21 protein-coding genes are annotated in these 22,901 nt (G+C 64.9%); 7 read left to right on the top strand and 14 right to left on the bottom strand.

Annotated features, from left to right (window positions below):
* Positions 1–156: 156 nt before the first annotated feature.
* From CAG33_RS22170 to ribBA, 5 genes are all read right to left on the bottom strand, one after another.
* Positions 157–1,311 carry an ABC transporter ATP-binding protein gene (locus CAG33_RS22170; RefSeq protein WP_085586822.1) on the bottom strand — a complete coding sequence of 385 codons (1,155 nt, stop codon included), beginning with the start codon at positions 1,309–1,311 and terminating at the stop codon, positions 157–159.
* A gap of 17 nt (positions 1,312–1,328) precedes the next feature.
* Positions 1,329–2,138 carry an ABC transporter permease gene (locus tag CAG33_RS22165; protein ID WP_085586821.1) on the bottom strand — a complete coding sequence of 270 codons (810 nt, stop codon included), beginning with the start codon at positions 2,136–2,138 and terminating at the stop codon, positions 1,329–1,331.
* 6 nt (positions 2,139–2,144) lie between these two features.
* Positions 2,145–3,089, bottom strand: coding sequence for an ABC transporter permease (locus CAG33_RS22160; protein ID WP_085586820.1), 945 nt, complete (start codon positions 3,087–3,089; stop codon positions 2,145–2,147).
* Positions 3,086–4,111, bottom strand: a complete 1,026-nt coding sequence (locus CAG33_RS22155) for an ABC transporter substrate-binding protein (RefSeq protein WP_085586819.1) — start codon at positions 4,109–4,111, stop codon at positions 3,086–3,088. Before CAG33_RS22155 ends, CAG33_RS22160 begins: the two co-directional genes overlap by 4 nt.
* Positions 4,112–4,278: 167 nt before the next feature.
* A complete protein-coding gene (ribBA, locus tag CAG33_RS22150) occupies positions 4,279–5,388 on the bottom strand; it encodes a bifunctional 3,4-dihydroxy-2-butanone-4-phosphate synthase/GTP cyclohydrolase II (protein WP_085586818.1) in 1,110 nt (369 codons plus the stop codon).
* A gap of 67 nt (positions 5,389–5,455) precedes the next feature.
* On the opposite strand from ribBA, the gene CAG33_RS22145 reads away from it, so the two are divergent.
* Both CAG33_RS22145 and CAG33_RS22140 read left to right on the top strand, forming a co-directional pair.
* Positions 5,456–5,749, top strand: a complete 294-nt coding sequence (locus tag CAG33_RS22145; RefSeq protein ID WP_085640550.1) for a DUF1330 domain-containing protein — start codon at positions 5,456–5,458, stop codon at positions 5,747–5,749.
* A gap of 153 nt (positions 5,750–5,902) precedes the next feature.
* Entirely contained in the window at positions 5,903–6,379 is a 477-nt protein-coding gene (locus CAG33_RS22140) for a hypothetical protein (RefSeq protein WP_085586816.1), read from the top strand.
* A gap of 56 nt (positions 6,380–6,435) precedes the next feature.
* Here CAG33_RS22140 and CAG33_RS22135 read toward each other — a convergent pair whose 3' ends face one another.
* The 7 genes from CAG33_RS22135 to CAG33_RS22105 form a co-directional block, all read right to left on the bottom strand.
* Positions 6,436–6,999: an NUDIX hydrolase gene (locus tag CAG33_RS22135; RefSeq protein WP_085586815.1), complete on the bottom strand. Its 564-nt coding sequence runs from the start codon at positions 6,997–6,999 to the stop codon at positions 6,436–6,438.
* A gap of 1 nt (position 7,000) precedes the next feature.
* The gene (locus CAG33_RS22130; RefSeq protein WP_085640548.1) at positions 7,001–7,753 is read right to left on the bottom strand and encodes a GntR family transcriptional regulator; all 753 of its coding nucleotides are present in this window, start codon (positions 7,751–7,753) and stop codon (positions 7,001–7,003) included.
* A 37-nt stretch (positions 7,754–7,790) separates the two neighbouring features.
* Positions 7,791–8,195, bottom strand: coding sequence for a carboxymuconolactone decarboxylase family protein (locus tag CAG33_RS22125; RefSeq protein WP_085640546.1), 405 nt, complete (start codon positions 8,193–8,195; stop codon positions 7,791–7,793).
* Between the two features lie 130 nt (positions 8,196–8,325).
* Positions 8,326–8,811 carry a flavin reductase family protein gene (locus CAG33_RS22120; RefSeq protein WP_085640544.1) on the bottom strand — a complete coding sequence of 162 codons (486 nt, stop codon included), beginning with the start codon at positions 8,809–8,811 and terminating at the stop codon, positions 8,326–8,328.
* Positions 8,812–8,823: 12 nt separating this feature from the next.
* A complete protein-coding gene (locus tag CAG33_RS22115) occupies positions 8,824–10,305 on the bottom strand; it encodes an aldehyde dehydrogenase (protein WP_085640542.1) in 1,482 nt (493 codons plus the stop codon).
* Positions 10,302–11,135 (bottom strand): alpha/beta fold hydrolase, encoded by an 834-nt coding sequence (locus CAG33_RS22110; RefSeq protein WP_085586810.1) that lies wholly within the window; start codon positions 11,133–11,135, stop codon positions 10,302–10,304. Before CAG33_RS22110 ends, CAG33_RS22115 begins: the two co-directional genes overlap by 4 nt.
* 31 nt (positions 11,136–11,166) lie before the next feature.
* Positions 11,167–11,757, bottom strand: a complete 591-nt coding sequence (locus CAG33_RS22105) for an amino acid synthesis family protein (RefSeq protein ID WP_085586809.1) — start codon at positions 11,755–11,757, stop codon at positions 11,167–11,169.
* 492 nt (positions 11,758–12,249) lie between these two features.
* On the opposite strand from CAG33_RS22105, the gene CAG33_RS22100 reads away from it, so the two are divergent.
* Positions 12,250–13,278, top strand: coding sequence for a YCF48-related protein (locus CAG33_RS22100; RefSeq protein ID WP_085640540.1), 1,029 nt, complete (start codon positions 12,250–12,252; stop codon positions 13,276–13,278).
* Between the two features lie 28 nt (positions 13,279–13,306).
* The gene (locus CAG33_RS22095; protein WP_085586807.1) at positions 13,307–15,691 is read left to right on the top strand and encodes an RND family transporter; all 2,385 of its coding nucleotides are present in this window, start codon (positions 13,307–13,309) and stop codon (positions 15,689–15,691) included.
* Between the two features lie 195 nt (positions 15,692–15,886).
* Here CAG33_RS22095 and CAG33_RS22090 read toward each other — a convergent pair whose 3' ends face one another.
* Entirely contained in the window at positions 15,887–16,606 is a 720-nt protein-coding gene (locus CAG33_RS22090) for a FadR/GntR family transcriptional regulator (protein ID WP_085633348.1), read from the bottom strand.
* Positions 16,607–16,794: 188 nt separating this feature from the next.
* Positions 16,795–18,531: an IlvD/Edd family dehydratase gene (locus CAG33_RS22085; RefSeq protein ID WP_085586958.1), complete on the bottom strand. Its 1,737-nt coding sequence runs from the start codon at positions 18,529–18,531 to the stop codon at positions 16,795–16,797.
* Between the two features lie 193 nt (positions 18,532–18,724).
* Between CAG33_RS22085 and CAG33_RS22080 the strand changes: the two genes are divergently transcribed.
* The 3 genes from CAG33_RS22080 to CAG33_RS22070 are packed head-to-tail and all read left to right on the top strand — an operon-like array spanning position 18,725 to position 22,690.
* Positions 18,725–20,047, top strand: a complete 1,323-nt coding sequence (locus CAG33_RS22080) for an MFS transporter (RefSeq protein WP_085640538.1) — start codon at positions 18,725–18,727, stop codon at positions 20,045–20,047.
* A 60-nt stretch (positions 20,048–20,107) separates the two neighbouring features.
* A complete protein-coding gene (gene araD1 / locus CAG33_RS22075; RefSeq protein ID WP_085640536.1) occupies positions 20,108–21,100 on the top strand; it encodes an AraD1 family protein in 993 nt (330 codons plus the stop codon).
* Between the two features lie 9 nt (positions 21,101–21,109).
* Positions 21,110–22,690, top strand: a complete 1,581-nt coding sequence (locus CAG33_RS22070) for an aldehyde dehydrogenase (NADP(+)) (protein WP_085586955.1) — start codon at positions 21,110–21,112, stop codon at positions 22,688–22,690.
* The last annotated feature ends 211 nt before the right edge of the window (positions 22,691–22,901 follow it).

Genomic DNA, 22,901 nt, shown 5'->3' with positions numbered 1-22,901 from the left:
CCGCGATCCCTGTGGGAGCGGGCTTGCCCGCGATGGCGGTGGGCCAGGCAACATGGATGTCGGCAGTGCCGGCCTCATCGCTGGCAAGTTGAGTCGTCGCACCGCAGCTCCCACAGGTTCTGTGGTGTGCAGGGATCTCTTGTGGCGATGCCGGGCTCAGTGAGCGCCGGCCGCCTTGTTCAAGTCGCTTTCCGCCCATTCGGTGTACACGCAGGCGTCCGCCGTGGCCCAGCGCACCTGCACCGGATCGCCGGCCTTGAGCGGCATGCCGGCAGCGGACAGGGCCTTGACCGTCATTGCGGTGCCGCCCGGCGTGACCACGCTGCACGTCTGGCTTTCGCCGAGGAACAGCACCTCCACCACCTTGGCCGACACCTCGTTCCAGCCGGCGGCCAGCGGTTCGTTGACCGCTTGCTGCACGCTCAATGCCAGGGCCTTTTCCGGGCGCACCATCAGCAGCACGTCCTGCCCGCTGTGCAGGCCGGCGGTGAGGCGGATCGACAGCGCTTGCCCTTCGAAATCCGCCGCCCCGTTGCCCTGGGCCTTGAGCCGCAGGAAGTTCGAGTTGCCGAGGAACGACGCCACGAAGGCGTTCGGCGGGTTCTGGTACAGGTCGTAGCCGCTGCCCAGGCCGACGATCTTGCCGTGGCTGAAGATCGCGATGCGCTGGGACAGGCGCATGGCTTCTTCCTGGTCGTGGGTCACGTAGACGATGGTGATGCCCAGGCGCCGGTGCAGCTGGCGCAATTCGTCTTGCAGGTCTTCACGCAGCTTCTTGTCCAACGCGCCGAGAGGCTCGTCCATCAGCAGGATGCGCGGCTCGTAGACCAGCGCCCGGGCGATGGCGACCCGTTGCTGCTGGCCGCCGGACAACTGCGAAGGGCGACGGTGGGCGAACTGTTCCAGTTGCACCAGCTTGAGCATCGCATCGACGCGCTTGTCCCGCTCGGCGGCGGCGAGCTTGCGGATCGCCAGGGGGAAGGCGATGTTGTCGCGCACCGAAAGGTGCGGGAACAGCGAGTAGCGCTGGAACACCATGCCGATGTCGCGCTTGTGCGGCGGCACGTTCACCAGCGACTGGCCGTTGACCAGGATCTCGCCGCTGCTCGGCGTCTCGAAGCCGGCGAGCATCGACAGCGTGGTGCTCTTGCCCGAGCCGCTGGAGCCCAGGAAGGTGAGGAATTCGCCGTCCTTGATGTCCAGCGAGATGTTGTCCACGGCGGCGAAATCGCCGTAGTGCTTGTTAAGGTGGCGCAGGCTGACCAGGGGTTTGTCGCTCTGCTGGGATGCGTCTTTGATCACGGCACTCATGTCGTACTCCTGGGCGCTCAGGCGCGGATTTCGTTGCGCCGGCGCAGGGCGGCGGCGATCACCATGACCAGCACCGACAGGCCGATCAGCAGCGTCGAGGCGACGGCGATCACGGGTGTCAGGTCCTGACGCAGGGTGGTCCACATTTTCACGGGAAGGGTCTGCAGGGTCGGGCTGGCCATCATCACGCTCAGCACCACTTCGTCCCACGAGACGAGGAAGGCGAAGAGGGCGCCGGCGACCATGCCCGGACGGATCGCCGGGAACGTCACCTTGAACACCGCCTGCAGGCGTGAGGCGCCGCAGATCACCGCCGCGTCTTCGATCGACTGGTCGAACAGCTTCAGCGAGTTGATGATCGAGATGATGGTGAACGGCAGGGCGACGATCACGTGGCTGACGACGAAGGCGAACATCGTCCCGGTGTAGCCGAGCTTGAGGAACAGCGCGTACACCGCCACGGCGATGATCACCAGCGGCACGATCATCGGCAGGGTGAACAGGCCGTAGAGCATTTCCCGGCCGGGAAAGCGCCCGCGCACCAGGGCGAAGGCGGTCGGCAGGCCCAGGGCCACGGCGCAGACGGTGGTCAGCACCGCGACCTTGAGGCTGGCCATGGCCGCGCTCATCCAGTCGGCATTGGAGAAGAACTGCACGTACCACTTCAGTGTCCAGCCCGGCGGCGGGAACACCAGCCACTGGGACGAGCCGAACGACAGCAGCACGATGAACACGATGGGCAGCAGCAGGAACAGGCCGATCAGCCCGGTCGTCGCGTACAGGCCCAGGCGCATCCGGCGGCTCATGGCATTGGGTGTCAGGAGCATGTCGGCTTACCTCGCGTTGCTGGCGCCAACCGGGGATTCCGGCTGAAGCTTCAGGTAGAAGTAGAACAGCACCAGGGTGATGACGATCAGCAACGCGGCGCCGGCGCTGGCCAGGCCCCAGTTGAGGAACGACTGCACCTGCTGAATGATGAACTCCGGCAGCATCATGTTCTGCGCCCCGCCCAGCAGCGCCGGGGTGACGTAGTAACCGAGCGACATCACGAACACCATCAGCCCGCCGGACGCCAGCCCCGGCCGGCACAGCGGCAGGAACACCCGGAAGAAGTTGGTCCAGGGGCTGGCGCCGCAGATCGAGCCGGCCTGCAGGATCATCGGGTCGATGGCCTGCATGGTCGCCTGCAGCGGCAGCACGATGAACGGGATCATGATGTAGCTCATGCCGATCACCACGCCGGTGAGGTTGTGCACCATCTCCAGCGGCTGGTCGATGATGCCCATCGCCATCAGGGCCTTGTTGATCACCCCCGAGGCCTGCAACAGCACCAGCCAGGAGTAGGTGCGCGCCAGCAGGCTGGTCCACATCGACAGCAGCACGATGTTGAGCATCCAGCGGCCCCAGCCGCGCGGCACCAAGGTGATCGCCCAGGCCAGCGGGAAGCCCAGCAGCAGGCTGAACAGGGTCACCAGCCCGGCCACCGAAAAGGTGTTGAGCAGCACCCGCGCGTAGGCCGAGTTGGCGAACAGCTGCTGGTAGTTGCCCAGGCCCGGCTCAGGCTCCAGCACGCCGCGCAGCAGCAGGCCGATCAGCGGCGCGAGAAAGAACAGGCCGAGGAACAGCAGCGCCGGGGCCAGGTTGCCGGCGCCGCGCCAGCGTTGTTTGAGGGACGGGGCTTGCGCCATGGCACTCGCCTTGACCGGGGCCGGGCCGGCAGCGCTGGCAGCGCTCCCGGCGGCAGTGGAGGGACGGGACGCGGTGGCCGCCATTTTCATTTGACCAGCCATTCGTTCCACCGTGTCGCGATGGCCGGACCGTTCTTGGCCCAGTATGCGAAATCAAGGGTGATCTGATCCTTAGCGTAGGCAGTCGGCAGGTTGGGGGCCAGCGTCGAGTCCAGACGCGCCACGCTGTCGACGTTGACCGGGGCGTAGGCGGTCAGGTTGGAGAAGTCGGCCTGGCCTTTGGCGCTGCTGGCGCTGGCCAGGAACTTCATCGCCGCGTCCTTGTTCTTAGAGCCCTTCGGCACGACCAGGATGTCGGCCATCACCAGGTTCTGCTTCCAGCTCACGCCCACCGGCGCGCCGTCCTGCTGCAGGGCGTAGGTGCGGCCGTTCCAGAACTGGCCGAGGCTAGCCTCGCCGGACGCGAGCAATTGCTGCGACTGGGCGCCGCCGCCCCACCAGACGATGTCTTTCTTGATGGTGTCGAGTTTCTTGAAGGCACGGTCCAGGTCCAGCGGGTAGAGCTTGTCCGCAGGCACGCCGTCGGCCAGCAGGGCCAGCTCCAGCACGCCGGGGCTCGGCCATTTGTACAGGGCGCGCTTGCCGGGGTAGGTCTTGGTGTCGAACAGGGCGCTCCAGTCCTGGGGCTTGTTGGCGCCGACCTTGCCTTCGTTGTAGCCGAGCACGAAGGAGAAGAAGAACGAGCCGACGCCGTGGTCGCTGACGAAGCGCGGGTCGATCTTGTCGCGCTGGATCTGCTTGAAGTCGAGGGGTTCGAGCAGGCCTTCGGCGGCGGCGCGCAGGGCGAAGTCGGCTTCGACATCGACCACGTCCCACTGCACGTTGCCGCTTTCGACCATGGCCTTGAGCTTGCCGTAGTCGGTGGGGCCGTCCTGCACGACGGTGATGCCGCTGGCCTTGCTGAACGGGTCGGCCCAGGCCTGCTTCTGCGCATCCTGGGTGCTGCCGCCCCAGCTGACGAAGTTCACGCTTTCGGCGGCCATTGCAGCGGGGCCGGTCACGCTCAGCAGTCCCGCAAGAAGGATTGCGGTTGCAGCTTTGTTCAACACCATTTTCACGCCCTCATTGTTGTGTTTTTCAGCGGGCTTGCGTTGTTGCCCGCCTGTCGGGAGCAGTAGAGGGACGGCTTCGTCAGCTCGTCCGGTCTATGGAATATCATATTATGGTATTCCAAACTTTGTGCAAGCATTTTGCCGTACCGGTTATCCGGCAAACGGCGTCACTCGGTGAAGGGAATGCTCTCGACCACTTCCAGGTCGTAGCCGGTCAAACCGGCATATTTCAGCGGCGGCCCGAGGTGGCGCAGTTTGCCGACGCCCAGGTTCTGCAGAATCTGCGCCCCGGTGCCCACTTCAGAATAGATCCGCGACTGCGAACGGCTGAACTGGCGCGGTGGCTGGGTCAGTTGCGGCACCCGCTCCAGCAGCGCCTGGGAGGACTCATGGTTGGCCAGCACCACGACCACGCCATGGCCCTCGGCCGCGACCCGTTGCAGCGCCGCCCACAGCGTCCAGTTGCGCGGCCCGTTGTACTCGGCGCCGACCAGGTCGCGCAGTGGGTCGATCACATGCACGCGCACCAGCGTCGGCTGCTCGCGGCGCAGTTCGCCCATCACCATGGCCATGTGCACGCCGCCCTCGATGCGGTCCTCGAAGGTGATCAGGCGGAAGGTGCCGTGCACCGTCGGCAGCTCACGTTCGCCGATGCGCTCGATGGTGTGCTCGGTGCTCAGGCGGTAGTGGATCAGGTCGGCGATGGTGCCGATCTTGATCCCGTGCTTTCGTGCGAAGGCTTCAAGGTCCGGTCGGCGGGCCATGGTGCCGTCGTCGTTCATCACCTCGACGATCACCGAGGCGGGCGTGAAGCCGGCCAGGCGCGCCAGGTCGCAACCGGCCTCGGTGTGCCCGGCACGGGTCAGCACGCCGCCTTCGCGGGCGCGCAGGGGGAAGATGTGGCCGGGCTGCACCAGATCCTCGGCGCAGGCATCGGGCGCCACCGCGGCGGCCACGGTGCGGGCGCGGTCGGCGGCGGAGATCCCGGTGGTGACGCCCACCGCCGCTTCGATGGAGACGGTGAACGCGGTGCTGAACACGCTGCCGTTGCTCGGCACCATTTGCTCCAGGCCCAGCCGCTGGCAATGTTCGTCGGTCAAGGTCAGGCAGATCAGCCCGCGAGCCTCCCGGGCCATGAAGCTGATCGCTTCGGGCGTGCAGCGGTCGGCGGCCAGCAGCAGGTCGCCTTCGTTCTCCCGGTCCTCGTCATCGACCAGCAGCACCATTTTGCCGAGGCGGTAATCTTCGAGGATTTCTTCGATAGTGTTGAAGGGCATGCTGGACTCCCGGTGTCTGTTGGAAATTTGTGGTATACCATAATACAAATTCAACCGAGAGGTCACTATGAAGGCTTACTGGATTGCTCATGTGGACGTCACCGACCCGGACCGCTACAGCCAATACACCCAACGCGCGCCGAAGGCGTTCGCCGAGTACGGCGGACGTTTCCTGGCCCGGGGCGGGCGCAGCGAAGCGATGGAGGGCAGGGCGACGCCGCAGCGCAGCGTGGTGATTGAGTTCGACAGCTACGAACAGGCGGTGGCGTGCTATCGCTCGGTGGCGTATCAGGAAGCGAAAAGCTACCGGGAGGAATGGGCGAGGGCGGAAGTCATTATTGTGGAAGGGATGGCGCCGTAAGGGCTTGCTTGCAAGGCTGCGCGAAATACAGCGAAATGCGCGGCTTGTCATTCATCGAAGGACGAGCCGCGCGTACGCAATCCAGAGCTCAGCACGGGATTTTCTTGCCTGCGGATTCACAAGCCATGCTCGAAGGGATTATTGAGGCACACCATGACAAGAGGAATGTTTGCAAATAGGCGAATTGGCTATTGGCTGCTGGGCGTTCTATTTGTAAATGCGATCTTTCTGGCGTTTCTGATTTTCGGGAACGGCTCGAAGGAACGTGATTTGGAGAGGGTTAAAACCACAGAGCCACTGCTGATCGAAGGGCAAAGTGGCGATGACAATTACTATGTCCTCCCCATCGGGACGACGCTATACCACGATAAAAGCTTTCCTGAAGGGCACGATCGCTATGTTGTCTATCTGAACCACAAAGGTTCAATCGCTCACGAAGAGGTTCCCATGAAGCCTGAGTATGGTGGCTCCTTCATCGACCCTCTTTGGTTGCAGAATATCGATGCGGACACATTGAAGGACATTTTCAAGCGCTTCCCGCTTTCCAAAAAAGACATCTCCGCTGCGCTCAAGACCAATGAGATCACCAAAGATGATTTGGCTGACATCATTCGGTCGATGCCGGACTGAGCACCGGCTATCGGGGATCCGGGCCGGGCTCTGCATCTGTTGAAGGTGGCTTCTGATCAGCGGATGAAATGAATCTTGCCGCTGTCGTCGTTGCCCACGTAGATGCCGTAGACGCCGGCCTGGCGTTCTTCGATGTAGCGTTCGAGGATCTGGCGGATCGCCGGGTAGTAGATCTTGTCCCAGGGGATGTCTTCGGGGGCGAAGAATTGGCAGTCGAGGGTTTCCGGGCCGTATTGGCCGGTGATCTCCAGGGCGATGGCGCGGAAGATGATGTACACCTCGCTGATCTTCGGCACGCTGAAGATCGAGTAGGGCGAGACGATCTCGGCGCGCACGCCGCTTTCTTCCCAGACTTCGCGCACCGCCGCCTGCTCGGTGGTCTCGCCGCTTTCCATGAAACCTGCCGGCAGCGTCCAGGTGCCCGGACGCGGCGGGATCGCCCGCTGGCACAAAAGGTATTTGCCGTCCTGCTCGATGATGCAGCCGGCGATGATCTTCGGGTTCACATAGTGGATGTAGCCGCAGCCGCGGCACATCAGGCGCTCGTGCGTATCGCCCGGCGGCACCTGCTGACCGAGGTCGGCGCCGCCGCATTTCGGGCAAAAGCTCGGGCTGAACATGTCAGCGGCCTATGCGCGGTTCTTTCAGCGCGATGGGCAGGGTGATCGCCGGGGTGGCGCCGGGCTCTTCCTGCTTGCGCTTGAGGTAGTCGAGGGCGACGGCGGCCGCGGCGCGCACGTGGTCGACCGACGCCTGGTGGGCGGCCAGCGGATCGCCGCTCTTGATCGCCTCGACGATCTTTTCCATTTCCTGGTTGCTGGCGCCGCGGCGGTTCTCCTGGGACACCGACGTCGCCCGCAGGTAGCTGATGCGCGCCTGCAACTGGCGCAGCTGAGTGGCGGCGATGTGGTTGCCGGAGCCTTCCAGCAGCACGTCGTAGAAACCCTGCACCGAGTCGATCACCTGCTGCAGCTCGCCGTCCTTGAGGGCCTTGCGGTTCTCCTCCAGCGCTTTCTCCAGGGCCTTGATGTCCTTGGCCTTGGCGCGCAGGGTGAACAGCTGGACGATCAGGCCTTCGAGCACGCACCGCAGCTCATAGATGTCGACCGCGTCGGCCAGCGTGATGATCGCCACGCGCGGGCCCTTGGCGTCGGCGAATTCCACCAGGCCTTCGGATTCAAGGTGACGCAGGGCCTCACGCACCGACGTGCGGCTCACGCCCAGGCGGTCGCACAGGTCGCGTTCGACCAGGCGGTCGCCCGGCAGGAGCTGGAAGTTCATGATGGCGCTTCGCAGCTTGTCCAGCACGATCTCGCGCAGGGTGACGGGGTTGCGATTGACCTTGAAGCTGTCGTCGAGTGGCAGGCGTTTCATGGAGTCCGCTCTAAATGTGGCTGTCCTTGCGGGGCGGTCAGACAGCCGAGTGTTGACTGGAGGCCTCGGCGTCGGCGTCGGCGAAGGCTTCACGGGCGAGCCGGAAACTGTCTACGGCAGCGGGAACGCCGCAGTAGATGCCGACCTGAAGCAGAATTTCGCGTATTTGCTCACGACTCAAGCCGTTACGCAAGGCGCCGCGCACATGCAGCTTGAGTTCGTGCGGGCGGTTGAGCGCCGAGATCATCGCCAGGTTGATCATGCTGCGCTCCTTGAGCGACAGGCCGTCGCGGCCCCAGACATGGCCCCAGCAATATTCGGTGACCATTTCCTGCAGCGGGCGGGTGAAGTCGTCGGCGTTCTGGATCGAACGGTTGACGTAAGCCTCGCCCAGCACTTGGGTGCGAATCTTCAGGCCCTTTTCGTATTTTTCGTTATTCATATTCTCAACCTCACCTCAGGCCCTGTGGGAGCTGGCTTGCCAGCGATGACGGCATCACATCGACATCTATGCTGGCTGACCCACCGCCATCGCTGGCAAGCCAGCTCCCACAGTGTTTTGCATTGTTTTCTCAAGTCAGGCTCGGCAACGCGCCGAGCTTGCCCTTGTGATAAATCATCGGCGTCACCGGCTGCGCCGGCAGGATCAGGTTCTTCACCGCGCCGACGATGATCGCGTGGTCGCCGCCGTCGTATTCGCGCCACAGCTCGCACTCGATGATCGCCGTGGCCCTGTCCAGGATCGGGTTGCCCAGTTCGCTCAGGTGCCAGGCGATGCCTTTGGCCTTGTCCTTGCCCTTGCCGGCGAAGGCATAGGCTTCGGCGGTCTGGTCGGCGGACAGCAAGTGGATCGCGAAGCGCTGGCTGTCACGCAGCACCGGGTAGGTGTCGGAGGCGTAGTTGGGGCAGAACAGCACCAGCGCCGGGTCGATCGACAGCGCGCTGAAGGCGCTGGCGGTGATGCCGACGATGCCCCCGTCCGCGTCGAGGGTGGTGACCACCGTGACTCCGGACGGGAAGGAGCCCATCACGTCTTTGTAAATGCCGGGTTCGATCATGTCGCAGGACTCCTAGCGCATCACGAAGGGATCAGGCATCGGGGCCTGGGAAAGGTTGATCCACACCGTTTTCAGTTCGGTGTAGGCCAGCACCGAATCGATGCCGCTTTCGCGTCCGTAGCCACTGTTCTTGAAGCCGCCGATGGGCGCCATCGCCGACACCGCGCGGTAGGTGTTGACCCAGATGATCCCCGAGCGCACGTCACGGGCCAGGCGATGGGCGCGGCCCAGGTCGCGGGTCCAGATGCCGGCGGCGAGGCCGAACTGCGAGTCGTTGGCGATCGCCAGCGCTTCGGCCTCGTCCTTGAAGCGGATCACCGAGGCCACCGGTCCGAACACTTCTTCCTGCATGATCTTCATCGAGTTGCGGTCGCACTCGAACAGCGTCGGCTCATAGAACCAGCCGTCGCCCACGCCCGCCGGGCGCTTGCCGCCGATGCGCAGGCGCGCCCCTTCGGCGAGGGCGTCGGCCACCAAGCCTTCGACCACGGCCAGTTGCTGGGCGGTGGCCATCGGGCCCATTTCGCTGCTGTCGTCCTGGGGGTTGCCGATGCGGATGCGCTGGGCGCGCTCGACCAAGCGGCCGACGAACTCATCGTAGATCTCGTCCTGCACCAGCAGGCGCGAGCCGGACACGCAGCTCTGCCCAGACGCCGCGTAGATCCCGGCGATGGCGCCGTTGATGGCGCTGTCGAGGTCGGCGTCGGCGAAAATGATGTTCGGCGATTTGCCGCCCAGCTCCAGCGACAGCTTGGCGAAGTTCTCGGCGCTGCTGCGTACCACGTGCCGGGCGGTCGTCGCGCCGCCGGTGAAGGCGATCTTGCGCACCAGCGGATGGCGGGTGAGGGCGGCGCCAGTGCTCGGGCCGTAGCCGGTGACGACGTTGACCACGCCCGGCGGGATGCCGGCTTCGAGGGCCAGGCGCGCCAGTTCCAGGATCGTCGCCGAAGCGTGCTCGGACGGCTTGATCACGATGGTGTTGCCCGCCGCCAGGGCTGGCGCGAGTTTGATCGCGGTCAGGTACAGCGGGCTGTTCCACGGAATGATCGCGGCGACCACGCCCATGGCTTCGTGCACGGTGTAGGCGAACAGGTCGGGCTTGTCGAGCGGCAGGGTGCCGCCTTCGAGCTTGTCGGCCAGGCCGGCGGTGTAGTGGAAGAATTCCGGCAGGTAGCCGACCTGGCCGCGGGTCTCGCGGATCAGCTTGCCGTTGTCGCGGCTTTCCAGCTGGGCCAGCTGCTCCTTGTTTTCGGCGATCAGGTCACCGAGGCGGCGCAGCAGCTTGCCGCGCGCGGTGGCGGTCAGGCCGCGCCAGGCCGGGCTGTCGAAGGCGGTCTGGGCCGCCTGCACGGCGCGTTCGACATCGGCCTCGTCGGCATCGGGCAGCTCGGCCCAGGGCTCGGCCAGCGCCGGGTTGAGGCTTTCGAAAGTCTTGCCGGAGAGGGCGTCGACCCATTCTCCGCCGATGCACATCTGGAAGCGTGCGAGTGTCATGCAACGATCCCCTTTATATGGTTTTGTCGGGCGTTTGCGGATTCGAGAAATTCCAGCAGCATCTGGTTGACCAGGCGCGGCGACTCTACGGGCATCATATGCCTTTGCTCGGGCAGCACGGCGACCTTCGCGCCGGGGATGCGCCGGGCCAGTTGCTCGGCCATCTCCGGGGTCGAGCCGGGATCCAGCTCGCCCGTGGCGATCAGCGTCGGCACCTGGATGCTGCCCAGGTCGTCGGCGCGGTACATGTCTTGCGTGGCGAACAGCGAATAGGTGGTCAGGTAGCCCTGCGGGTCGTTGCCGGCCAGGGTCTGGCGGATCGCGGCGATCTGCGCCGGGTTGGCCGCCTGGTATTCGCGGCTGAACCAGCGCGACAGCGCTGCTTCGGCGTTGGCGTCCGGCCCGTGCTCGGCGGCCTGGCTGGTGCGGGCGATGACGCCGGCGCGCTGCTCCTCGGTGCGGTTGAACACACTGTTGAGCACCACCAGCCCTTGCAGGCGCTGCGGGTAGTGCAGGGCGAAGGCCCGTGCCACCAGGCCGCCCATGGAAAACCCGATCACGGTGACCTGGGGCAGTTGCAGGTGCTCCAGCAGCTCCAGCAACTGATCGGCGTAGCCGAGCAGGCCGGTGTCGGCGGCCGGTCGCGGACTGGCGCCATGCCCGAGCATGTCGTAGGCGATCACCCGGTACTGAGAGGCGAGGCCGACGATCTGGCCGCCCCACATTTCTTTGTTCAGGCCCACGCCGTGGATCAGCACGACGGGTTGGCCGAGGCCGGTCGCCAGATAACTGGTGCCGGCGGGGGTGAGTTCAGCGGTGAGCCGAATCATGGAGCGCTCCTGCAATGCTTTCTTATTGTGGTCACTGGGCCTTTTCGGCGGCCAGCTCTTCCAGGTCGATGTAGCGGTTGCCGATGCGCGGGTGCAGGCGGCCGCCGTCGGCGCAACCGAGCACCACGACGATCTCGTCGGCGCGCGGCGCGTCTTCGATCTGCATTTCCAGGGTGATGTAGTGCGAGCGCAGGCCTTCGTCGTCCTTGTGCATCATCGGGATCTGGATCGAGGTGCCGGGACCGCCGCGCTTGTTGGTGAAGCTCAGGTAGCTCTTGGCCTTGACCGCTTCGCGGTAGTGATTGCCGAAGCGCAGGGTGTGGATCACCGCGGAGGCGTGTTCGATCTCGCCGTCGGCGCCGACCACGGCGGCCTTGCCGTAGGCTTCGATCTTCTCGGCGCCGCCGATGGCGGCCACCAGGCGTTCGACCATCAGCGCGCCGAGGTCGGAGCAGTTGGCGCGGATCTCCGGTTTCAGGTCTTCGACGAAGCCGCGGCCCAGCCACGGGTTCTTGATCACGACCGCCAGGCCGACCATGGTCACCGGGGTGTCGGTGGCCTTGCCGCCTTCGATGAAAGTCTCTTCGATGTAGCTGACGATCTTGCGGATTTCGAAACTCATGGGCTGCTCCGTAGGGGATAAGAGTGTCTGTGCGTCTGATGGTATACCATAATACCTATCGCGCAAGTCCCCTTCGCAAGTTTTGCGTCATCCATCCGGCGAATGGCCGTTCATTCGGCCGTCATCGCCAGCAGGCTGGCTCCCACATTGTTCTGCTGTGGCCACCGACTCTGCATTCACCCCAGATCCCTGTGGGAGCCAGCCTGCTGGCGATGGGGCCGCTCCGGCCTGCGTCTTTGTGGCCTGACCTGGCGCCTTCGTGAGCAAGCATTCGTCTGCAACAGACCGGTTTGGCGGTTAACAAAAGATAACGTGGCGCCGATTGTCAGACGTTTCCAAAGCCCGATAGGATGAGCCAGCATCCGAAGGGGCTCTGGACTGCGGGTTTCAGGACTATGCTGCACGCAGCGCAGCTGACCGGTCGGTCCCGGAGCACCCTTGCGGCGCCCTTGAAGGCCCGATGGCCCAACAATAATAAATAGGGGAAGGTCTATGGTTCGTTGCCGCCCGCCGGCGTTACGCAAAACCGCACTGCTGGCCACCGCCTGCGCCCTGCTGGGCCTGGCAGCCGTACCGGCCTGTGCACTGGCCGACGAAGCGCCCGCGGACGGGGTCTATTCCACCGCTTCGGCCAAGGCCGCCAAAAGCCTGATGCTCGATGTCGTCCATGCCGGCGCCCGGCTGGTGGTGGTCGGGGATCGCGGCCACATTCTCTATTCCGACGACCAGGGCAAGACCTGGATCCAGGCCAAGGTGCCGACCCGGCAACTGCTCACCGCCGTGTACTTCGTCGACGACCGGCACGGCTGGGCCGTCGGCCATGACGCGCAGATCCTCGCCAGCGAAGACGGCGGCCTGACCTGGACCAAGCAGTTCGAAGACCTCAAGCGCGAAGCGCCGCTGCTCGACGTCTGGTTCAAGGACGCCAGCCACGGCATCGCCGTCGGCGCCTATGGGGCGCTGCTGGAGACCACCGACGGCGGCCAGCACTGGGAAGACGTCAGCGACCGCCTCGACAACGAAGACCAATACCACCTCAACGCCATCGCCGCCGTGAAGGACGCCGGGCTGTTCATCGTCGGCGAGCAGGGCAGCATGTTCCGCTCCGCCGACTGGGGCCAGACCTGGGAAAAGCTCGAAGGCCCGTATGAAGGCTCGCTGTTCGGCGTGATCGGCACCGCGCAGCCGCAGACCCTGCTGGCCTACGGCCTGCGCGGCAACCTCTACCGCTCCACCGACTTCGGCGGCACCTGGGAACAGGTCGAGCTGAAGGCGGCGCGCGGTTCCCTGGAGTTCGGCCTGTCCGGCGCCACGCTGCTCGACGACGGTTCCATCGTGATCGTCGGCAACGGCGGCTCGGTGATCAGCAGCAGCGACAACGGCGAGACTTTCAGCGTGTTCAACCGGCCCGACCGCATTTCGCTGTCGTCGGTCACCGCCGCCGGCAACGGCGACCTGATCCTGACCGGGCAGGGCGGGGTACGCATCACGGCGCCCAACGGCGCCGAGCTGGGCAAATGAGCCGGATCAATAATAAGAAGGCGGGGCTATGACTTCCTTGAGCACTCATCATCAGGACAAGGCGACGTTCCTCGAACGCCTGATCTTCAACAACCGCCCGGCAGTGATCGTGATCTGCCTGCTGGTCAGCATCTTCCTATTCTGGCAGGCCACGCTGATCCGGCCGTCCACCAGCTTCGAGAAAATGATCCCGCTCAAGCATCCGTTCATCGAGAAGATGATGGAGCACCGCAACGACCTGGCGAACCTGGGCAACACGGTGCGGATCTCGGTGGAGGCCACCGATGGCGACATCTTCTCCAAGGAGTACATGGAGACCCTGCGCCAGATCAACGACGAGGTGTTCTACATCTCCGGCGTCGACCGCTCCGGCCTTAAGTCGCTGTGGAGCCCGAGCGTGCGCTGGACCGAGGTGACCGAGGAAGGCTTCGCCGGCGGCGAAGTGATCCCGCAGAGCTACAACGGCTCCCAGGACAGCCTCGACCTGCTGCGCAACAACGTGCTCAAGTCCGGCCAGGTCGGGCGGCTGGTGGCCAACGACTTCAAGTCGAGCATCGTCGACATCCCGCTGCTGGAGTCCTACCCGGATCCGCAGGACCAGGGCAAGCTGCTGGCGCTGGACTACCGCAAGTTCTCCCATGAGCTGGAGGACAAGATCCGCAACAAGTTCGAGGCGCAGAACCCCAACGTCAAGATCCACATCGTGGGCTTCGCCAAGAAGGTCGGCGACCTGATCGACGGCCTGGTGATGGTGGTGATGTTCTTCGGCGTCGCCTTCGTCATCACCCTGATCCTGCTCTACTGGTTCACCCACTGCATGCGCAGCACCGTGGCGGTGCTGAGCACCACGCTGGTGGCGGTGATCTGGCAACTGGGGCTGATGCATTTCTTCGGCTTCGGGCTCGATCCGTATTCGATGCTGGTGCCGTTCCTGATCTTCGCCATCGGCATCTCCCACGGCGTGCAGAAGATCAACGGCATCGCCTTGCAGTCCAGCGAGGCGGACAACGCCCTGACGGCCGCGCGGCGCACCTTCCGGCAACTGTTCCTGCCGGGGATGATCGCGATCCTGGCGGACGCCGTCGGCTTCATCACCCTGCTGATCATCGACATCGGCGTGATCCGCGAACTGGCCATCGGCGCGTCCATCGGCGTGGCGGTGATCGTGTTCACCAACCTGATCCTGCTGCCGGTGGCGATTTCCTATGTCGGCATCAGCAAGCGCGCCGTGGCCAAGAGCAAGAAAGACGCGAACCGCGAGCATCCGTTCTGGCGCCTGCTGTCGAACTTCGCCAGCTCCAAAGTGGCGCCGGTGTCGATCCTGATCGCGCTGGTCGCCTTCGGCGGCGGCCTCTGGTACAGCAAGAACCTCAAGATCGGCGACCTCGACCAGGGCGCGCCGGAACTGCGGCCGGACTCGCGCTACAACAAGGACAACAACTTCATCATCAGCAACTACTCCACCAGTTCCGACGTGCTGGTGGTGATGGTCAAGACCAAGTCCGAAGGCTGCTCGCGCTACGAGGCGATGGCGCCCATCGACGAGCTGATGTGGAAGATGCAGAACACCGAGGGCGTGCAGTCGGCGATCTCGCTGGTGACCGTGTCCAAGCAGATGATCAAGGGCATGAACGAGGGCAACCTGAAATGGGAGACCCTGTCGCGCAACCCGGACGTGCTGAACAACTCCATCGCCCGGGCCGACGGCCTGTACAACAACAACTGTTCGCTGGCGCCGGTGCTGGTGTTCCTCAACGACCACAAGGCCGAGACCCTGGACCGTGCCGTGAAGGCGGTGCAGGCATTCGCCGCGGACAACAACAAGGACGGCCTGGAGTTCATCCTCGCCGCCGGCAACGCCGGGATCGAGGCGGCCACCAACGAAGTCATCAAGCAGGCTGAGCTGACCATCCTGGTGCTGGTGTACATCTGCGTGGCGGTCATGTGCATGATCACCTTCCGCTCGTGGGCGGCGACCCTGTGCATCGTCCTGCCGCTGGTGCTGACCTCGGTGCTGGGCAACGCGCTGATGGCGTTCATGGGCATCGGCGTCAAGGTCGCGACCCTGCCGGTGGTGGCGCTGGGCGTGGGGATCGGCGTGGACTACGGCATCTACATCTACAGCCGCCTGGAGAGTTTCTTGCGTGCCGGCCTGCCGTTGCAGGAAGCCTACTACCAGACCCTGAAGTCCACCGGCAAGGCCGTGCTGTTCACCGGCCTGTGCCTGGCCATCGGCGTGTGCACCTGGATCTTCTCGGCGATCAAGTTCCAGGCCGACATGGGCCTGATGCTGACCTTCATGCTGTTGTGGAACATGTTCGGCGCGCTGTGGCTGCTGCCGGCGCTGGCGAAGTTCCTGATCAAGCCTGAGAAGCTGGCGGGGCAGAAGGGCAATTCGCTGTTCGCCCACTGATCCTTGGGGGCTGGAACGACAAAGCCGCAACCTTCGGGTTGCGGCTTTTCTGCATTTAACGATTCACACAAAACCCTGTGGGAGCTGGCTTGCCAGCGATGAGGGCTTAACATTCAACGTTGATGTTGGCTATTGGTCCGCTATCGCTGGCAATTCGAATCGTCGCACCGCAGCTCCCACAGGCTTTTTGGTATTTCAGGCGAGGTCGGTGCCGAGCACCACACTCAAGGCACTGCGCGCATCATCCAGCTGCACCAGCGTCGCATGCCGTGCGCCGAGGGCATCGCGGTTCTCGATGGCGGTCAGGATCGCCTTGTGCCGCGGCAGCGCCAGTTCGTGCAGGTTCGGCCGCTGGTTGGAGTGCTTGAGCGCTTCGGCGATCGCCACCGAGAGCATGTTGCACAGGTTGGCGAGCAGGTCGTTGTGGGTGGCGTCGGCGATGCGGCTGTGGAAATCCAGATCCGGCTGCAGCAAGGCTTCCGGCGTCGGCGCCGCCTCCATGCGCCGGTAGGCTTCGCCGATGGCGGCGATGTCGGCCTCGGTGGCGTGCTGGGCGGCGAGGGCGGCGGCGGCCGGCTCGATGATGCTGCGCACGCTGGTCAGCACGTTGAAGAACTCGTTCTGCGGGCTGCTCTGCATCAGCCAGTGCAGCACGTCAGGGTCGAGCATGTGCCATTCGCGGCGTGGCTTGACCACGGTGCCGACCCGCGGCTTCGAATACACCAGCCCCTTGGCCACCAGCACCCGCGTGGCCTCGCGCAGCACCGGCCGGCTCACCGCGTACTCCTCGCAGAGCAAGGCTTCGGCGGGCAGTTTGTCGTCGGGCGCAAAGCGTCCGGAAACGATCTGCAGGCCCAGTTCCTGGACGATGCGCGAGTGCATGCTTTTGCGGTCGGAGGGTTTGCGGTAATCCATGGGGAGCGGGGCGATCCTGTGGGGTGAACGGTGCCCGGCATCATAGCAGGCGTGGCATGGTCTTGAGGCAGGTGCACAAAGCAAATGTGGGAGCTGGCTTGCCAGCGATGGCGGCGTGTCAGTCAACATGAATGTCAGCTGAAAGACCGTAATCGCTGGCAAGCCAGCTCCCACAGGGGAAGGCGTTGTCAGTGGGAGTGGCGCGGGACTTCGGCACCCCGGCAGCCGACCAGGAAGTCGAAGTCGCAGCCCTGGTCTGCCTGCAGCACATGGTCGATGTACAGCTGACGGTAACCCCCCACCAGCAATGGCTGCGGCGGTTGCAGATCGGCCAGGCGCGCCGCCAGTTCGGCGTCCGGGATGTCCAGGTGCAAGCGCCCGCCGGCGCAGTCCAGCTCGATCCAGTCACCTTCTTTCACTGCCGCCAACGGCCCGCCGGCCGCCGCTTCCGGGGCGACGTGCAACACCACGGTGCCGTACGCCGTGCCGCTCATCCGCGCATCGGAGATGCGCACCATGTCGGTCACGCCTTGGGCCAGCAGCTTGGCCGGCAGCCCCATGTTGCCGACCTCGGCCATGCCCGGATAACCCTTCGGCCCGCAGTTTTTCATCACCAGAACCGAGTGGGCATCGACGTCCAGTTCCGGGTCGTTGATCCGTGCCTTGTAGTGGTCGAAGTTCTCGAACACCACGGCGCGGCCGCGATGCTGCATCAGTTCCGGCGTCGCGGCCGATGGCTTGAGCACCGCGCCGAGCGGCGCCAGGTTGCCGCGCAAGACACAGATACCGCCGTCGGCGCGGATCGGGTTGTCGAGGGTGCGGATCACTTCGTCTTCGCCGTAGATCGGCGCGTCCTGGGTGTTCTCGCGGATGGTTTTGCCGTTGACGGTCAATGCGTCCGGGTTCGGAATCAGGTTGGCCTCACCCAGGCGCCGCAGCACTGCCGGCAAGCCCCCGGCGTAGTAGAACTCTTCCATCAGGAAACGCCCGGACGGCTGCAGGTCGACGAGGGTCGGCATGCCCCGGCCGATGCGCGTCCAGTCGTCCAGATCCAGGTCGACGCCGATGCGTCCGGCGATGGCTTTGAGGTGGATCACCGCGTTGGTCGAACCACCGATCGCCGCGTTGACCCGGATCGCGTTCTCGAACGCCTGCTTGGTCAGGATCTTCGACAGCCGCAGGTCTTCGCGCACCATCTCCACCGCGCGCATGCCGGACATGTGCGCCAGTACGTAGCGCCGCGCGTCCACCGCCGGGATCGCCGCGTTGTGGGGCAGGGAGGTGCCCAGCGCTTCGGCCATGCAGGCCATGGTGGACGCGGTGCCCATGGTGTTGCAGGTGCCGGCGGAGCGGGACATGCCGCCCTCGGCCGCCAAGAAGTCATCGAGCGTGATGGTGCCGGCCTTGACCTGTTCGCTGAGTTGCCAGACCACGGTGCCGGAACCGATGTCCTTGCCCTTGTGCTTGCCGTTGAGCATCGGCCCGCCGGTGACGACGATGGCCGGCACGTCGCAACTGGCCGCGCCCATCAGCAGCGCCGGGGTGGTCTTGTCGCAGCCGGTCAGCAGCACCACGCCGTCGATGGGGTTGCCGCGGATGGCTTCCTCCACGTCCATGCTCGCCAGGTTGCGGGTGAGCATGGCGGTCGGGCGCAGGTTCGACTCGCCGTTGGAGAACACCGGGAATTCCACCGGAAACCCGCCGGCCTCGATCACGCCGCGTTTCACGTGCTCGGCGATCTGGCGAAAGTGCGCGTTGCACGGTGTCAGCTCCGACCAGGTGTTGCAGATGCCGATGATCGGCTTGCCGTGGAACTGATGGTCGGCGATGCCCTGATTCTTCATCCAGCTGCGGTACATGAAGCCGTTCTTGTCGGCGGTGCCGAACCATTGGGCCGAGCGCAGGGCGGGTTTCTTATCAGACATGATCGGTTCTCTTATTGTAAGACTATTGTTTGCAAGATTTGGCTTAAGCTAAGCGAAAAATGGCTGCTGTGGAAGTGTTGGCGTCTAATAAGTATTACTATATAGTCGATTTCAACGAGAGGATCGGCCCTGGCGAGGTTCGCCTGAGGCATCCCCCGAGGTTCCATAACAACAACAATCGGAGACCGACCCCATGAGCCAGGAACAGCGGCTTGTCCGGCGCATCACCTTGAAACTGATTCCCTTCCTGATCCTGCTGTACCTGATCGCCTACGTGGACCGCTCCGCCGTCGGCTTCGCCAAGCTGCACATGGGCGCCGACATCGGCATCGGCGACGCGGCCTACGGGCTCGGCGCCGGTCTGTTCTTCATCGGTTATTTCCTGCTGGAGATCCCCAGCAACCTGATGCTCGAACGCTTCGGCGCAAGGCGCTGGTTCGCGCGGATCATGATCACCTGGGGCGCCATCACCATCGGCATGGCGTTCGTCCAGGGCCCGTACAGCTTCTATGTGATGCGCTTTCTGCTCGGCGCGGCGGAGGCGGGGTTCTTTCCCGGTGTTCTGTACTACATCACCCAATGGTTCCCCGTGCGCCACCGCGGCAAGATCCTCGGGCTGTTCATCCTGTCCCAGCCCATCGCCATGATGATCACCGGCCCCGTGTCCGGCGGCCTGCTGGGCATGGACGGCATCCTCGGCCTGCATGGCTGGCAATGGCTGTTCATCGTCATTGGCACCCCGGCGATCCTGCTGACCTGGCCGGTGCTGCGCTGGCTGCCGGACGGGCCGGAGCAGGTGGACTGGATGGAACGGTCCGAAAAGGACTGGCTCAGCGGCGAGCTGAAAAAGGATCTGCAGGCATACGGCCAGACCCGTCACGGCAACCCGCTGCATGCGCTCAAGGACACGCGCGTCTTGCTGCTGGCGCTGTTCTACCTGCCGGTGACCTTGAGCATCTACGGCCTGGGCCTGTGGCTGCCGACCCTGATCAAGCAGTTCGGCGGCAGCGACCTGGTCACCGGGTTCGTGTCGGCGGTGCCGTACCTCTTCGGCATCGTCGGCCTGCTGATCGTGCCGCGCAGCTCCGACCGGCTGAACGACCGCTACGGCCATCTGGCGGTGCTCTACGTGCTGGGCGCGCTCGGCCTGTTCTTCAGCGCCTGGCTGGCGTTGCCGGCGATGCAGTTGGCGGCGCTGTGCCTGGTGGCGTTCGCGCTGTTTTCCTGCACGGCGGTGTTCTGGACCTTGCCGGGGCGGTTCTTCGCCGGCGCCAGCGCGGCGGCGGGCATCGCGCTGATCAACTCGGTGGGTAACCTGGGCGGCTACATCGGTCCGTTCGTGATCGGGGCGCTGAAGGAATACACCGGCAACCTCGCCTCGGGCTTGTACTTCCTGTCCGGGGTGATGGTGTTCGGACTGATGCTGACCGGTGTGGTCTACCGGGTGCTTGAGCGCAGACACGTGTTGCCGGCAGACCAGTTCGCAGCGAGCGCACGGGGCGCGACTCGCACCTGACGCTACCTGCCGGACACAGGTTTTCCGGTGTTCAGACATTTTGTTGAGAGGAGAGAACACATGCATCTGGTGCAATTCGAATTGAGCAACGGCGAACGCCGCGTCGGCGTGGTCGAGGGCGGTCTGCTGCGGGAGGTGCAGGACGTGCGCGCCGTGCGTGATCTGGCGTTGGCGGCCATCGAGGCCGGCGTCAGCGTCGCGCAGCAGGTGCAGGCCTTCGGCCTGGGCATCAGCCACGATTACGCCGAACTGCGGGAGCAGCTGCGTATCCTGCCGCCGCTCGACCATCCGGATCCGGCGCACCTGCTGGTCAGCGGCACCGGGCTCACGCACCTGGGCAGCGCCTCGGCCCGGGACAAGATGCACCAGCAGGCCGGCGACGAAGCGACGCTGACCGACACCCTGCGCATCTTCAAATGGGGCGTGGAGGGCGGCAAACCGGCGGCGGGGCAGGCCGGGGTGCAGCCGGAGTGGTTCTACAAGGGCGACGGCAGCATTGTCGTGCGGCCGGGGCAGCCGTTCCCGTTGCCGCCGTTCGCCGAAGACGCCGGCGAAGAACCGGAGCTCACCGGGCTCTACGTCATCGGCCACGACGGCAAACCGTACCGCCTCGGTTTTGCCCTGGGCAACGAGTTCTCCGACCACGTGATGGAACGCAAGAACTACCTGTACCTGGCCCATTCGAAACTGCGCAGCTGCAGTTACGGCCCCGAGCTTCGGGTCGGTGAGCTGCCGCCGCACCTGGCCGGCACCAGCCGCATCCTGCGCGACGGCGAAACGCTGTGGCAGAACGAGTTCTTGAGCGGCGAAGCGAACATGTGCCACAGCCTGGCGAACCTCGAATACCACCATTTCAAGTACGCCCAGTTCCTGCGGCCGGGCGATGTGCACATTCATTTCTTCGGCACCGCGACGCTGTCGTTCGCCGACGGTGTCCGCACCCGTCCGGGCGATGTGTTCGAGATCAGCCTGGCCGAATTCGGCGCGCCCCTGGTCAACGGCATCGCCCCGGCCGACGCGGTTTTCGCCCCCGGCAGCATCGGTACCCTTTAAGGAGATCCCATGACTCAGATTCTCGGCCTCAACTACATCGGCGGGCGCCGCAGCGCCGCCGGCAACGTCCAGTTGCAGAGCGTGGACGCCAGCTCCGGCGAACCGTTGCCTTACGGTTTTTTCCAGGCAACGGCGCAGGAGGTGGACGCCGCCGCCCAAGCGGCCGCCGCCGTGTACCCGGCCTACCGCAGCCTCAGCGCAGAGCGCCGGGCGCAGTTCCTCGATGCGATCGCCGATGAGCTCGACGCGCTGGACGACGAGTTCGTGGCCGTGGTCTGCCGCGAAACCGCACTGCCGGCGGCGCGGATCCAAGGGGAGCGCGCCCGCACCAGCGGCCAGATGCGCCTGTTCGCCCAGGTGCTGCGTCGCGGCGACTTCTATGGGGCGCGGATCGATCTGCCGTTGCCGGCGCGTCAGCCGCTGCCGCGTCCGGACCTGCGCCAGTACCGCATCGGCCTCGGGCCGGTGGCAGTGTTCGGCGCCAGCAACTTTCCGTTGGCCTTTTCCACGGCGGGCGGCGACACCGCCGCCGCGCTGGCCGCCGGCTGCCCGGTGGTGTTCAAGGCCCACAGCGGCCACATGGCCACCGCCGAGTGGGTGGCCGATGCGCTGATCCGTGCGGCGGAGAAGACCGGCATGCCGGCGGGCGTGTTCAACATGATCTACGGCGGTGGCGTCGGCGAATGGCTGGTCAAGCATCCGGCGATCCAGGCCGTGGGCTTCACCGGTTCGCTCAAGGGCGGACGGGCGCTGTGCGACATGGCGGCCGCACGCCCGCAGCCGATCCCGGTGTTCGCCGAGATGTCGAGCATCAACCCGGTGATCGTGCTGCCGCAGGCGCTGGCTGCCCGCACGGAGTCCGTGGCCCGTGACCTGACGGCCTCGGTGGTGCAGGGCTGCGGTCAGTTCTGCACCAACCCCGGCCTGGTCATCGGCCTGCGTTCGCCGCAGTTCAGTGGGTTCGTGGCACAACTGGCCGGGCTGATCGCCGATCAACCGGCGCAGACCATGCTCAACGCCGGCACCCTCGCCAGTTACGGCAAGGGCTTGCAGAAGCTGCTGGCCCACGCGGGCATCACGCACCTGGCGGGGAATCCGCAGCAAGGCAACCAGGCGCAGCCGCAGTTGTTCAAGGCCGATGCTCGGTTGCTGATCCAGGGCGACGAGGTGCTTCAGGAGGAAGTGTTCGGGCCGGCCACGGTGGTGGTCGAAGTAGAAGACCAGGCGCAGTTGCATGCGGCGCTCAACGGCCTGCACGGGCAACTCACCGCGACGCTCATCGGTGAGCCGCAAGACTTTGCGCAGTTCCCGGAACTGACGGCGCTGCTGGAGCAGAAGGTCGGGCGGATCCTGCTCAACGGCTATCCGACCGGGGTCGAGGTGTGCGATTCGATGGTGCACGGCGGGCCGTACCCGGCGACCTCCGATGCCCGTGGCACCTCGGTCGGCACGTTGGCGATCGACCGTTTCCTGCGCCCGGTGTGCTTTCAGAACTACCCCGACCACCTGCTGCCGGAACCGCTGAAGAACGCCAATCCGCTGCGCATCCAGCGCCTGGTGGACGGTAAGCCAACGCGCGAGGCCCTCTGACAGATGTCTGTTGTACCGGCCTCATCGCCAGCAGGCTGGCTCCCACAGGACTTGCGGTGATCTGCCATTTCTGCGAACACCGCTAAATCCTGTGGGAGCTTGCCTGCAAGCGATGAGGCCATCACAGCCGACATCTCTGTTGCCTGATCCACCGTCATCGCTGGCAAGCCAGCTCCCACAGGTTTTTGTGGTGTACCTAGATCCTGCAAAC

The sequence above is a fragment of the Pseudomonas sp. B3(2017) genome, assembly GCF_002113595.1.
GTDB lineage: Bacteria > Pseudomonadota > Gammaproteobacteria > Pseudomonadales > Pseudomonadaceae > Aquipseudomonas > Aquipseudomonas ekonensis.
Note: the sequence above shows the minus strand (reverse complement) of the source record. Positions and strands in the feature narration are given on the sequence as shown.